The sequence below is a fragment of the Streptomyces sp. NPDC041784 genome (assembly GCF_055591025.1).
In genome coordinates, this window is the sequence record NZ_JBVJAB010000006.1 from 441,182 (window position 1) to 453,917 (window position 12,736).

Annotated in this window: 8 protein-coding genes and 5 tRNA genes; 5 read left to right on the plus strand and 8 right to left on the minus strand. The window is 70.3% G+C overall.

Annotation, left to right across the window (positions count from 1 at the left end; genetic code table 11):
• Positions 1 to 239: 239 nt before the first annotated feature.
• From ACZ6D7_RS16495 to ACZ6D7_RS16530, 8 genes are all read right to left on the minus strand, one after another.
• Complete coding sequence (locus ACZ6D7_RS16495) at positions 240 to 434, minus strand: DUF6274 family protein (protein ID WP_469490714.1); 195 nt, start codon at positions 432 to 434, stop codon at positions 240 to 242.
• Between the two features lie 173 nt (positions 435 to 607).
• A tRNA-Asp gene (locus ACZ6D7_RS16500) sits at positions 608 to 682 on the minus strand.
• 94 nt (positions 683 to 776) lie between these two features.
• Positions 777 to 4,721: an ATP-dependent RNA helicase HrpA gene (gene hrpA / locus ACZ6D7_RS16505; RefSeq protein ID WP_469490717.1), complete on the minus strand. Its 3,945-nt coding sequence runs from the start codon at positions 4,719 to 4,721 to the stop codon at positions 777 to 779.
• Positions 4,722 to 4,792: 71 nt separating this feature from the next.
• Positions 4,793 to 5,068, minus strand: a complete 276-nt coding sequence (locus ACZ6D7_RS16510) for a hypothetical protein (RefSeq protein ID WP_469490721.1) — start codon at positions 5,066 to 5,068, stop codon at positions 4,793 to 4,795.
• Between the two features lie 67 nt (positions 5,069 to 5,135).
• A tRNA-Phe gene (locus ACZ6D7_RS16515) sits at positions 5,136 to 5,209 on the minus strand.
• Between the two features lie 24 nt (positions 5,210 to 5,233).
• Positions 5,234 to 5,308, minus strand: a tRNA-Asp gene (locus tag ACZ6D7_RS16520).
• A gap of 50 nt (positions 5,309 to 5,358) precedes the next feature.
• Positions 5,359 to 5,431 (minus strand) — tRNA-Glu (locus ACZ6D7_RS16525).
• Between the two features lie 80 nt (positions 5,432 to 5,511).
• Positions 5,512 to 7,125, minus strand: coding sequence for a metallophosphoesterase family protein (locus tag ACZ6D7_RS16530; RefSeq protein WP_469490723.1), 1,614 nt, complete (start codon positions 7,123 to 7,125; stop codon positions 5,512 to 5,514).
• Positions 7,126 to 7,253: 128 nt separating this feature from the next.
• On the opposite strand from ACZ6D7_RS16530, the gene ACZ6D7_RS16535 reads away from it, so the two are divergent.
• The 5 genes from ACZ6D7_RS16535 (at position 7,254) to ACZ6D7_RS16555 (ending at position 12,606) form a co-directional block, all read left to right on the plus strand.
• Positions 7,254 to 7,604: a metallopeptidase family protein gene (locus ACZ6D7_RS16535; RefSeq protein ID WP_030798051.1), complete on the plus strand. Its 351-nt coding sequence runs from the start codon at positions 7,254 to 7,256 to the stop codon at positions 7,602 to 7,604.
• Positions 7,605 to 7,704: 100 nt separating this feature from the next.
• Positions 7,705 to 8,247: a hypothetical protein gene (locus tag ACZ6D7_RS16540; RefSeq protein ID WP_469490728.1), complete on the plus strand. Its 543-nt coding sequence runs from the start codon at positions 7,705 to 7,707 to the stop codon at positions 8,245 to 8,247.
• A gap of 259 nt (positions 8,248 to 8,506) precedes the next feature.
• A complete protein-coding gene (locus tag ACZ6D7_RS16545) occupies positions 8,507 to 10,753 on the plus strand; it encodes a DEAD/DEAH box helicase (protein WP_469490731.1) in 2,247 nt (748 codons plus the stop codon).
• 141 nt (positions 10,754 to 10,894) lie between these two features.
• Entirely contained in the window at positions 10,895 to 12,433 is a 1,539-nt protein-coding gene (locus ACZ6D7_RS16550; RefSeq protein WP_469490733.1) for an amino acid permease, read from the plus strand.
• A 100-nt stretch (positions 12,434 to 12,533) separates the two neighbouring features.
• Positions 12,534 to 12,606 (plus strand) — tRNA-Lys (locus ACZ6D7_RS16555).
• Positions 12,607 to 12,736: the final 130 nt, after the last annotated feature.

Below are 12,736 nucleotides of genomic sequence, written 5' to 3' on the forward strand. Positions count from 1 at the left end.
CTGGGGAGGCTCTGGGAGGGTTCCTGGAGGCATCCTCCACAGTGGTGCAATTGCACATATTAAATTGACTTGTTGTAGGAGACCGGTAAGAACGTGGGGTTCCAAAACTTATGCGGTGACACCCGTCACATGCCAGTGGCCTTGTTGCCATGGGTGCGGGTGCGCTAATGGAAGCGCTTGCTGAACCGTCTCCCCCATCACCCCACCCCTGTACGGCTGTTGACGCCGCCACAGGAGGATCAGGCGGTCGGGGGGCTCTCGTTCTCCGGAGCGGCCTCCTCGGGGGCTTGTGCACCCCGTGGAGCGCCGTCCATCGCCAGCCGCAGCAGACGGTGGCAGATCGCGCAGTGACGAGTCAGATGCCCATAGGACGACGCGGCCGACAGATGCGCGCGGAGCAGGGCCCGCGTCTCGTGCCTAGCCGATGCCGCCATACGCCACCTCCAGAGGGCCACGCGGGAAGGGGCCCTGATTTCTGGGTACCGAGGGAATGTGACGGCGTCAAGGGCGGCGGGCTCCGCCGGCCGGGCGGCGTCGCGCGCATCGGCCGCCGGACACACGAAGAAGGCCCGCTTCCCTCGCGGGATGCGGGCCCTCTTTCTCACTGCGGTCCTGACGGGATTTGAACCCGCGGCCTCCACCTTGACAGGGTGGCGAGCACTCCAAACTGCTCCACAGGACCAGGCTTTGCGGCACTTTGTCTTGCGCTGTGCTGCGAGAAGGACTGTACAGGAGGGTGAGCCCGCTGGTCGAACTCACCCTCCGTGCAGTCTCCGTCACGGAGCCGCCGCGTCGATCGCCTTCACGATCCGCTTGTCCGAGACCGGGTACGCCGTGCCCAGCGCATGGGCGAAATAGCTCACCCGGAGCTCCTCGATCATCCAGCGGATGTCCAGGACCTGCTGCGGCACCGGCCGGCCCTGCGGAAGCTGTTCCAGCAGCCAGGCGTACTCGTCCTGCATCTCGCGGACCTTCTCCATCCGGGCGGTGTCCCGCTGGACGTTGGTCGCCATCTGCTGGAGCCGCCGGTCGGCCGCGACGAGGTAGCGCATCAGGTCCGGCAGCCGCCGCAGCCCCGCCCAGGTCACGAAACCGGGCTTCACCAGGGCGTCCAGCTGCTCCCGCACGTCCGTCAGGTTCGCCAGCAGCGCCGGGCTGCGTACGGCCTTCAGGCGACGCTCACAGGCCTGCCACGCCGCGAGGACCTGCTGCACCTGCCCGACCGTACGCACGGTCGTGTCGACGATCTCCGCGCGCACCTTGTCGTACAGCTTCCGGTACGACTCCTCGTCCCACGCCGCGCCGCCGAAGTCACCGATCAGCCGGTCCGCCGCCGCCATGGCGCAGTCGTCGAACAGGGCCTGTATCGACCCGTGCGGATTGGCCGACAGGGCCAGCTTCTGGGCGTTGGTGAGCTTCTCGGACGCGAACTTCGCCGGGTTCACCGGGATGTTGCGCAGGATCAGCCGCCGCGTGCCCTTCCACATCGCCTCCGCCTGCTCCGCCTCCGTGTCGAAGAGCCGTACGGAGACCGTGTCACCGTCGTCGACCAGTGCCGGATACGCCTTCACGGGCTGACCGGCGCGGCGCGTCTCGAAGACACGGGTGAGCGAGCCGATCGTCCAGTCGGTCAGACCGGAGCGCTCCAGGGACTCGCCGCCCCGCCGCTCGGCCGTCGCCGCGGCCGCCTGCGAGATCGCCTGGCGCGCCTTCGGCTTCAGACGGAGCCTCAGGGCCTCCAGATCCTTGTCCTCGGCCAGCTTGCGGCGCCGCTCGTCGACGATCCGGAAAGTGATCTTCAGGTGGTCGGGGAGCTTCGACCAGTCGAAGTCCTCGGCCTCGAAGGGAACCCCGACCATGCGCTTCAGCTCACGCGCCATGGCGGTGGTCAGCGGCTCCTGGAGGGGCACCGCCCGGTCCAGGAAGCGCTTCGCGAAGTTCGGCGCCGGCACGTAGTTGCGGCGGATCGGCTTCGGGAGGGAACGGATCAGCTCCGTGACGACCTCCTCCCGCAGGCCCGGGATCTGCCAGTCGAAGCCGTCGTCCGTGACCTGGTTGAGGACCTGGAGCGGCACGTGGACCGTCACACCGTCCGCGTCGGCCCCCGGCTCGAACTGGTACGTCACCCGGAACTTCAGCGGACCCTGACGCCAGGAGTCCGGATAGTCGGCCTTGGTGACCGCCTCCGCCGACTCCCGGATGAGCATCTCCCGCTCGAAGTCCAGGAAGTCGGGCTGCTCATGGCGCTTGTGCTTCCACCAGGAGTCGAAGTGGGCACCGGAGACCACGTGTTCGGGGACCCGCTGGTCGTAGAAGTCGAACAACGTCTCGTCGTCGACCACGATGTCCCGGCGCCGCGCGCGGTGCTCCAGCTCCTCGACCTCGCTGAGCAGCTTCCGGTTGTCCGCGAAGAACTTGTGGTGGGTACGCCAGTCACCCTCGACGAGCGCGTTGCGAATGAAAAGCTCGCGGCTCGCCTCCGCGTCGATCCGGCCGTAGTTGACCTTCCGCTGGGCGATGATCGGTACGCCGTACAGCGTGACCTTCTCGAAGGCCATCACCGCCGCCTGGTCCTTCTCCCAGTGCGGCTCGCTGTACGTCCGCTTCAGCAGATGCCCGGCCAGCGGCTCGACCCACTCCGGCTCGATCTTCGCGTTGACCCGCGCCCAGAGCCGCGAGGTCTCGACCAGCTCGGCGGACATCACGAAACGCGGCGTCTTCTTGAACAGCGCCGAACCGGGGAAGATCGCGAACTTCGCGCTGCGGGCGCCCAGATACTCGTTCTTCGCGCCGTCCTTCACGTCCTTCATGCCGATGTGCGACAGCAGACCGGCGAGGAGCGAGAGATGGATGCGGTCGCCGGAGGCGTCCTCCTCGTTGAGGTGGATGCCCATCTGCTTGGCGACCGTACGCAGCTGCGTGTAGATGTCCTGCCATTCACGGATGCGCAGGAAGTTGAGGTACTCCTGCTTGCACATCCGGCGGAACGACGACGAACCGCGCTCGCGCTGCTGCTCCCGGACGTACCGCCACAGGTTCAGATAGGCCAGGAAGTCGCTGGTCTCGTCCTTGAAACGGGCGTGCTGCTGATCGGCCTGGGCCTGCTTGTCGGCCGGACGCTCGCGCGGGTCCTGGATGGAGAGCGCGGCGGCTATGACCATGACCTCGCGGACACAGCCGTTCTTGTCGGCCTCCAGCACCATCCGGGCCAGCCGCGGGTCGACCGGCAGCTGGGCCAGCTTGCGACCGCTCTGGGTGAGCCGCTTGCGCGGGTCCCGCTGCTCGGGGTCCAGCGCGTTCAGCTCGTGGAGCAGCTGGACGCCGTCGCGGATGTTGCGGTGGTCCGGCGGGTCGATGAACGGGAACTTCTCGATGTCGCCGAGGCCGGCGGCGGTCATCTGGAGGATGACGGAGGCCAGGTTCGTCCGCAGGATCTCCGCGTCCGTGAACTCCGGCCGGGCGAGGAAGTCGTCCTCGGTGTAGAGCCGGATGCAGATGCCGTCGCTCGTGCGCCCGCAGCGGCCCTTGCGCTGGTTGGCGCTGGCCTGGCTGATCGCCTCGATCGGCAGCCGCTGCACCTTGGTGCGGTGGCTGTAACGGCTGATGCGGGCGAAGCCGGGATCGATGACGTACTTGATGCCGGGGACGGTGAGGGAGGTCTCGGCGACGTTCGTCGCCAGAACGATCCTGCGGCCGGTGTGCGGCTGGAAGACCCGATGCTGCTCGGCGTGCGAGAGCCGGGCGTAGAGCGGAAGCACCTCGGTGAATCGGTACTGCTTCTTCTCCAGGGCATCGGCGGTGTCCCGGATCTCGCGCTCGCCGGAGAGGAAGACGAGGATGTCCCCCCGCCCCTCGGACTGGAGCTCCTCCACGGCGTCGCAGATGGCGGTGATCTGGTCCCGGTCCGCGTCCTCGGCGTCCTCCTCCAGCAGCGGCCGGTAGCGCACCTCCACCGGATACGTCCGGCCGCTGACCTCGATGATCGGAGCGTCGCCGAAGTGCCGCGAGAAACGCTCCGGGTCGATGGTCGCGGACGTGATGACGACCTTCAGGTCCGGCCGCCGCGGAAGCAGCTGAGCCAGATAGCCCAGCAGGAAGTCGATGTTCAGAGACCGCTCGTGGGCCTCGTCGATGATGATCGTGTCGTACGCGCGCAGCTCGCGGTCCGTCTGGATCTCGGCCAGCAGGATGCCGTCCGTCATCAGCTTCACGAAGGTCGCGTCCGGGTTCACCTGGTCGGTGAACCGCACCTTCCAGCCGACGGCCTCGCCGAGCGGCGTCCGCAGCTCCTCCGCGACCCGCTCGGCGACGGTCCGCGCGGCGATCCGGCGGGGCTGGGTGTGGCCGATCATGCCGCGGACGCCACGACCGAGTTCGAGGCAGATCTTGGGGATCTGGGTCGTCTTACCGGAACCGGTCTCACCTGCGACGATGACGACCTGATGATCACGGATGGCGGCCGCGATGTCGTCCTTCTTCTGGCTGACCGGAAGCTGCTCGGGATACGTGACGGCCGGGACACGGCCGCGCCGCAGCGCCATCCGCTCCTCGACCTGAGCGACCTCCGACTCGATCTCGGCGAGGACGGCGGCTCGGGCCTCGGGCTTGCGGATCTTGCGCGCACCTTCGAGCCTGCGCCCGAGCCGGTGCGCATCACGCAGGGACAGCTCGGCCAGGCGGGGGGCGAGGGCGCCCAGGGCGGGGGCAGGGTGCGTAGACATACGCGATCCAGGATCTCATCCCCGGCAAAAACGTGGCTAACGCTTTTGCCCCGGCGGTTCGGCGGGATCCCTCACCCGGCCGACGGGCCGGCCGGGCCGCCGTCCGCGTCACGGCGCAGAGCGATCGACTTGGCCGTGTTCGACACCGCCTTGATGCCCAGATACGCGGTCGTCGTACTGCTCACCGCCGTGAAGGCGGCCGTCAGCACACCCACGATCACGGACTTGTCGCCGTCCAACTGCCACACCCCGAACGCGGCGGTCCCGGCTATCGCGAGATTGCTGACGATCACCGCCAGCAGCCCGTACCGCGCGCGGTCCTTCTCCAGCTCGACGTCCCGGCCCATCGCCGCCCCCGTCCCTCCGCGGAAGACATACAACAAGGCCCCGATCCGAAGATCGGGGCCTGTGCTGTGGCTGGGGCCGGGGTCGAACCGGCGACCTACCGCTTTTCAGGCGGTCGCTCGTACCAACTGAGCTACCCAGCCGAGAGGTTTCACGTGAAACCTCAGCGGTCCTGACGGGATTTGAACCCGCGGCCTCCACCTTGACAGGGTGGCGAGCACTCCAAACTGCTCCACAGGACCAAGCTGTTGTGTGCGAACCAGCGACGCTAAGTCTCGCACACCGTACTGCGTGCCCCCAACGGGATTCGAACCCGTGCTACCGCCTTGAAAGGGCGGCGTCCTAGGCCGCTAGACGATGAGGGCTATCGGCCCGCCTGGGCGCTTCTCAGCGCGTCGGGGACGTGAGAAGCATATGGGATGGGGGGAGGGATCGCCAAAACGGTTTACGGGGAGGGCGTGGGGGACGGACTGAGGGGCGGACTGGAGGGCGGGCTGGAGGGCGGGCTGGGGGACGGCGACGGGCTCGGTGTCGCCCCGGGCTGGTTCTCCTTGGGCAGGTGGCGGCTGACCTCGGCCGTGGTCAGGCCCAGGCCGCCCAGTTCGATCTCGTCCCAGGCCTGGAGGCGGCGGGTGTCGCGGTCGAAGTAGAGGATCGACGCCTGGATCGGGTCCGGGTACTCGCCCTCGACGGCGCGCAGTCCGCTGCCGCCGGTCGAGCCCTCCACGCGCAGTCGGGTGCCGTTCCTCATGACCTCCATCTCCTCGTGGTGGAGGTGACCGGCCAGGACGAGCGGGACGGCGCCGTCCGTGCGGCGGGCGGCGGAGGGCTCGTGCACGACGGCCACGTCCACCGGGGTGCCGGCCGCCTCCTGGGCGCGGAGGGCCGCCGTCAGACGGTCGCCCGCTTCCTCCTGGGTCGCGCCGGCGCCCGGCACGGTGGAGCGGTCGGGGGTGAACTGGGGGTCGCCGATGCCCGCGAAGCGCAGACCGGCGAGGGTCACGGCCCGGCCGTCGTCCAGGACGTGCACGTTCTTGATGCCGTCCAGGTAGCGCTGGGTGATCGGCGAGTCGTGGTTGCCGCGGACCCAGACGTAGGGCGCGCCCAGGTCGGCGACGGGGTCCAGGAAGCCGTTCTCGGCGGCTGTGCCGTGGTCCATGGTGTCGCCCGAGTCGACGATCACGTCGACCTTGTACTGCTCCACCAGCGAGGCGATGATCTTCCAGCTCGCGGGGTTGAGATGGATGTCGGAGACGTGCAGGACGCGCACCGTCGTGGGGTCCGGCTGGTAGGCCGGGAGCGTGGAGGTGACGTCGTACAGCTTGGTCACGTTCGTCACCAGGCGGGCGAGTTCCTGCTGGTAGACGTCGAACTCGGTGACGATGCTGCGGGCGTCGCCGACGAGGGACGGGGCCGAGGAGAGCAGGCCGGAGAAGCGGGGTTCCAGCACCGACTTGGGGTTCCAGGTGGCGTACGCGGTGGCGCCCGCGGCGGCGAGCAGGGTGAGGGCGAGGCCGCCGGCGGCCAGGGCGCGGCGGGGGCGGCGGTAGACGGCGAGGCCGAGGGCGGTGGCGCCGGTGACGACGGCGACGCCGGAGCGCAGGGCGAGGTCGAGGGTGCCGTGACGGACGTCGTCGGCGACCTCGTCCTGGAGGCCGGAGAGGCGTTCGGGGTGGTCGACGAGGGCCTCGGAGCGGGCCGGGTCGAGCTGGTCGACGTTGACGTCGAGGCGGACCGGGGCGGTGTGGCTGTCGAGGTGGAGCGCGCCGAGCGGCGAGATGTTGATCTTCGTGCCGCCGGTGAGGGAGGGGCGCAGGGTCATGGTGGTGTTCATGGGGCCGACCGGGGTGCGGACGTTTCCCACGATCAGCAGGCCCAGCCAGGCGCCGATCAGGACGACCGCGGTCAGTCCGGCGGCGCGGGCCCAGGGGTTGGGGCGGGCGGTGAGTTCGGGGGTGGCCGGGCGCCGCTTCCCGGGGCGGACGGCGTGCTTCAGGCGCCTCAGCGGTGCGGTGGGGGCGCGGAGGTGGAGCCGGGCAGGGACACGGGCACGGGCCATTGGTGCCGTATGCCCCGGTGTGGGGACGGGTATGCGGGCGCGGGGTGGGGGCGGGGGCGGCCGTCGTGCGGGTGCGGCCGTGCGGTTCGGGGGCTTCGTACGGCGGGGTCGTACCGGAGAATGGGGCTGTGCTGGAGATGACGCGCGAGGAGTTCGAGGAACTGGTCGCCGAGGCCCTGGACCGGATTCCGCCGGAGCTGACGCGGCTGATGGACAACGTCGCGGTGTTCGTCGAGGACGAGCCCCCGGCGGACGATCCCGAGCTGCTCGGGCTGTACGAGGGGACCCCGCTGACGGACCGCGGCGAGTGGTACGCCGGGGTGCTGCCGGACCGGATCACGATCTACCGGGGGCCGACGCTGCGGATGTGCGAGACGCGGGAGGAGGTCGTCGCGGAGACCGAGGTGACGGTGGTGCACGAGATCGCGCATCACTTCGGGATCGACGACGCCCGGCTGCACGCGCTGGGGTACGGCTGACCCGTTCGGCGCCGACCCGCCCGGCCCGGGGCGCGTGTCCTCTTGCGGGCGGCGGGAGTTGGGGAGGTGGACTCCATTTGCCTGCCCCGGAGGTGGCCTCGTGCGCCCCAAGTACGTACCCGTTCGCCTGGCCGCCACCGTTCTGGCCGTCGCCGCGGCCGCCGGCTGCATGAGCGTCGGGGACGGCGAGGGCGGTCGCGCCAAGCCGTCCCACTCGGCCGGTCAGCGCGGTGGTCAGGACCCGGACGGCGGGCCGGCGGGCGTGGGCGGCGGCTACATGGGCGCGGCCGGCGGCGACGGCAAGCACGGGCACGGGAAGGGCAAGGGGCGGCCGAGCGCGTCGGCGTCCGTGTCCGGGTCGCCCTCGGCGGGGGCGAGCGCGTCCGCGTCGGCGGGGCCGGTGAAGCCCGGGAAGACCGAGCAGCCGGGCGTGCCGACGCCGACGAAGGCGCCGCCGTCGGTGCCCACGCGTTCCCCCGACCCGGAACCGCCCGCGCCCTCTCCGCAGCCGCCGTCCCCGTCCCCGGAGCCGACGGTGGCCGAGCCGTCGTCCTCCGCGCACGAGTCGGGCGGCGGGACGGGCGGTTCGGCCCCGCAGCTGGTCGAGCGGGAGCCGGCGCCGGAGGCGGGAGCTCCGGTCTAGGGCGGGGGTCGCTTCCGAAGCGGCGTCGGCCCGCGCCGGCGCGGCGCGCTGAGCTGCGGAGATGCGGCCGGTTTGCCTTGAGGGGGGCAGGGTGCGTATGGTGGTAGATCGTTTGATCCCATTTGCCCGGCGCCACTGCAGAGCGCGCCGTGTGGCGCGTACTCTCCCCAGCCGTGGCTGACCGCATTGAGGCGGTCGTAATGCGAACACGGAGTTGACGGGCGCGTGCCGACGAGACTCCGGAAGGTTTCGCTTACGCATGTCCATTTCCAGTACTGATCACGCCGTCCTGCCCGAGAACACCGACGTCGTCCTCGACGAAGAGATCGTCGAGACCGTCGAGGTCGTCGAGGACGTCGACGCCGCTGCCGAGCTCACCTTCGCCGACCTCGGGCTCCCCGAGGGCGTCGTGCGCAAGCTCGCGCAGAACGGTGTGACCAGCCCCTTCCCGATCCAGGCCGCGACCATCCCGGACGCCCTGGCCGGCAAGGACATCCTCGGCCGTGGCCGCACCGGCTCCGGCAAGACCCTCTCCTTCGGTCTGCCGACCCTGGCCACGCTGGCCGGCGGCCGTACCGAGAAGAAGAAGCCCCGCGCCATCATCCTCACGCCGACTCGTGAGCTGGCCATGCAGGTCGCGGACGCGCTCCAGCCGTACGGCGACGTCCTCGGCCTGAAGATGAAGGTCGTCTGCGGCGGTACGTCGATGGGCAACCAGATCTACGCCCTGGAGCGCGGCGTCGACATCCTCGTCGCCACCCCGGGCCGACTGCGCGACATCATCAACCGCGGCGCCTGCTCCCTCGAGGACGTGCAGATCGCCGTCCTCGACGAGGCCGACCAGATGTCCGACCTGGGCTTCCTGCCCGAGGTGACGGAGCTGCTCGACCAGGTGCCGGCCGGCGGTCAGCGCATGCTGTTCTCGGCCACGATGGAGAACGAGATCTCCACGCTGGTCAAGCGCTACCTGAGCAACCCGGTCACGCACGAGGTCGACGCCGCCCAGGGCGCGGTCACGACCATGTCCCACCACATCCTGATCGTGAAGCCCAAGGACAAGGCGCCGGTCACGGCCGCGATCGCCTCCCGCAAGGGCCGCACCATCATCTTCGTCCGCACCCAGCTCGGCGCCGACCGTATCGCCGAGCAGCTGCGTGACGCCGGTGTGAAGGCGGACGCGCTGCACGGCGGCATGACGCAGGGCGCGCGGACGCGGACGCTGGCCGACTTCAAGGACGGTTACGTCAACGCGCTCGTCGCGACGGACGTCGCCGCGCGCGGTATCCACGTCGACGGCATCGACCTGGTCCTGAACGTGGACCCGGCGGGCGACCACAAGGACTACCTGCACCGCGCCGGCCGCACGGCCCGCGCCGGCCGCACCGGCACGGTCGTCTCCCTCTCGCTGCCGCACCAGCGCCGCCAGATCTTCCGTCTGATGGAGGACGCGGGCGTCGACGCCGGGCGTCACATCATCCAGGGCGGCGCCGCCTTCGACCCGGAGGTCGCCGAGATCACCGGCGCTCGGTCGATGACGGAGGTCCAGGCCGAGTCCGCGGGCAACGCCGCCCAGCAGGCCGAGCGCGAGGTCTCCCAGCTCACCAAGGAGCTGGAGCGTGCGCAGCGCCGCGCGTCCGAGCTGCGCGACGAGGCCGACCGGCTGGTCGCCCGGGTCGCCCGCGAGCGTGGCGAGGACCCCGACGCCGCGGTGGCCGAGGCGCAGGAGCAGGCCGAGGCCGAGGTCCAGGCCGCCGTCGAGGTCTCCGTGCCGGAGCAGCCGGCCGCGCAGGACGTCGACCGGGTCGCCCGCGAGGAGCGCGCGCCGTCCACGTCGTCGTACGAGCGCCGTGAGCGCCGTGACGACCGTGGTGGCCGTTCCTTCGAGCGTCGCGACGACCGTGGTGGTCGTTCGTTCGAGCGTCGTGACGACCGCGGTGGGTTCAACCGTGACCGTGACGACCGTGGTGGCCGTGGGTTCAACCGTGACCGCGATGACCGTGGTGGTCGTTCGTTCGAGCGTCGTGACGACCGCGGTGGGTTCAACCGTGACCGAGACGACCGTGGTGGCCGCGGGTTCAACCGTGACCGCGATGACCGTGGTGGCCGTTCGTTCGAGCGTCGTGACGACCGTGGCGGCTTCAACCGTGACCGTGACGACCGTGGTGGCCGTTCGTTCGAGCGTCGTGACGACCGCGGTGGGTTCAACCGTGACCGTGACGACCGGGGTGGCCGTTCCTTCGAGCGCCGCGACGACCGTGGCGGGCGTACCTTCGAGCGCCGCGACGACCGCGGTGGCTTCCGCCGGGACGACCGCACCGGTCACCGTGGCAGCGACCGTCCGTTCAACCGTGACCGTCGCGACGACCGTCCGGGCTTCCGCACCGGCGGCCACGACCGCCCGCAGGGCCGTCGTGACGACCACCGCGGCGGCACCGGCTCGACCGGTTCCACCGGCTCCTCCTTCGGTCGCCGTGACGACAAGCCGCGCTGGAAGCGCAACGGCTGATCGGGACTGAGTGAACGCCGTGGCCCCCACCGATTCTTCGGTGGGGGCCACGGCGTTTCCCGGATCGGTCCGGGGATCACCCACATCTTTCAGCCAAGTTGTGACGTGTGTCATACCCCGGGCGGGGGAATTGCTGGGGGCATGACAGATGACGCCATAGGGAGTGGGCTGTCGGACGAAGAGCGGCTGGCCCAGCTCGGTTACACGCAGGTACTCGCCCGGCGCATGTCGGCGTTCTCCAACTACGCGGTCTCCTTCACGATCATCTCGGTCCTGTCCGGCTGTCTCACGCTGTACCTGTTCGGCATGAACACCGGCGGCCCCGCGGTGATCATGTGGGGCTGGGTCGCCGTCGGCCTGATGACGCTGTTCGTCGGCCTCTCCATGGCCGAGATCTGTTCGGCGTACCCGACCTCGGCGGGCCTGTACTTCTGGGCGCACCGGCTGGCACCGGCCCGGTCGGCGGCGGCCTGGGCCTGGTTCACGGGCTGGTTCAACGTGCTCGGCCAGGTGGCGGTGACCGCCGGCATCGACTTCGGGGCCGCGTCCTTCCTCGGCGCCTACCTGAACCTCCAGTTCGACTTCACCGTGACCCCGGAGCGCACGATCCTGCTCTTCGCGGGCATCCTGCTGCTGCACGGTCTGCTGAACACCTTCGGCGTCCGGATCATCGCCCTGCTCAACAGCGTGAGCGTGTGGTGGCACGTGCTGGGCGTCGGCGTCATCGTGGGCGCGCTCGCCTTCGTCCCCGACCGGCACCAGTCCGCGTCCTTCGTCTTCGGCGAGTTCGTCAACAACACGGGCTGGGGCAGCGGGGTGTACGTGGTCCTGCTGGGCCTGCTGATGGCCCAGTACACCTTCACCGGCTACGACGCCTCCGCCCATATGACGGAGGAGACCCACGACGCGTCGACGGCGGGCCCCCAAGGCATCGTGCGGTCCATCTGGACCTCGTGGATCGCCGGATTCGTGCTGCTCCTCGGCTTCACGTTCGCGATCCAGTCCTACCAGGGGGCGCTCGAGTCCCCGACCGGCGCGCCGCCCGCCCAGATCCTGCTGGACGCGCTGGGCGCGACCGCCGGGAAGCTGCTGCTCCTGGTGGTCATCGGCGCCCAGCTGTTCTGCGGCATGGCGTCCGTGACCGCCAACAGTCGCATGATCTACGCGTTCTCCCGGGACGGTGCCCTGCCCTGGTCCCACATCTGGCACACGGTCAGCCCGCGCACCCGCACCCCCGTCGCCGCCGTCTGGCTGGCGGCCGGCGGCGCGCTGCTCCTCGGCCTGCCGTACCTGATCAACGTGACCGCGTACGCGGCCGTCACCTCCATCGCCGTGATCGGCCTCTACATCGCGTACGTCATCCCGACGCTGCTGCGGCTGCGCAAGGGGGACGCCTTCGAGCGCGGGCCGTGGCACCTCGGCCGCTGGTCCCGGCCCATCGGCGTGGTGTCCGTGGCGTGGGTGGCGGTGATCACGGTGCTGTTCATGCTGCCCCAGGTCTCCCCGGTCACCTGGGAGACCTTCAACTACGCCCCCGTCGCCGTGCTCGTCGTCCTGGGCTTCGCGGGGCTGTGGTGGGTGCTCTCGGCCCGCGAGTGGTTCCTCGACCCGGCGCACGAACGGACCGTCGCCTGGGAGGCGGCACGCACCCGAACCTCCCCGGAACCGGCGGATCCGTGACCGATCCTCATCGCTTCGCGCACCGCGGCGCGGCCGTGTCCCCGATACCCGATCGGCGAGACGGCCGCGTCCGGCTATGCTCGGGGAGGCAACATCGCCTGGGCCCTTAGCTCAATTGGCAGAGCAGTGGACTTTTAATCCATTGGTTGTGGGTTCGAGTCCCACAGGGCCTACCTCCAGCAGGCGGGGAATCACCCCTCCGACCTGCGGTGGGGGGGGGGGGGGGGGGGGGGGGGGGGGGGGGGGGGGGGGGGGGGGGGGGGGGGGGGGGGGGGGGGGGGGGGGGGGGGGGGGGGGGGGGGG

Bases quoted from the DNA above. Each gene is read 5' to 3' on its own strand.
- ACZ6D7_RS16495 (WP_469490714.1), bottom strand. From the start codon at position 434: ATGGCGGCATCGGCTAGGCACGAGACGCGGGCCCTGCTCCGCGCGCAT.
- hrpA (WP_469490717.1), bottom strand. From the start codon at position 4,721: ATGTCTACGCACCCTGCCCCCGCCCTGGGCGCCCTCGCCCCCCGCCTG.
- ACZ6D7_RS16510 (WP_469490721.1), bottom strand. From the start codon at position 5,068: ATGGGCCGGGACGTCGAGCTGGAGAAGGACCGCGCGCGGTACGGGCTG.
- ACZ6D7_RS16530 (WP_469490723.1), bottom strand. From the start codon at position 7,125: ATGGCCCGTGCCCGTGTCCCTGCCCGGCTCCACCTCCGCGCCCCCACC.
- ACZ6D7_RS16545 (WP_469490731.1), top strand. From the start codon at position 8,507: ATGTCCATTTCCAGTACTGATCACGCCGTCCTGCCCGAGAACACCGAC.
- ACZ6D7_RS16550 (WP_469490733.1), top strand. From the start codon at position 10,895: ATGACAGATGACGCCATAGGGAGTGGGCTGTCGGACGAAGAGCGGCTG.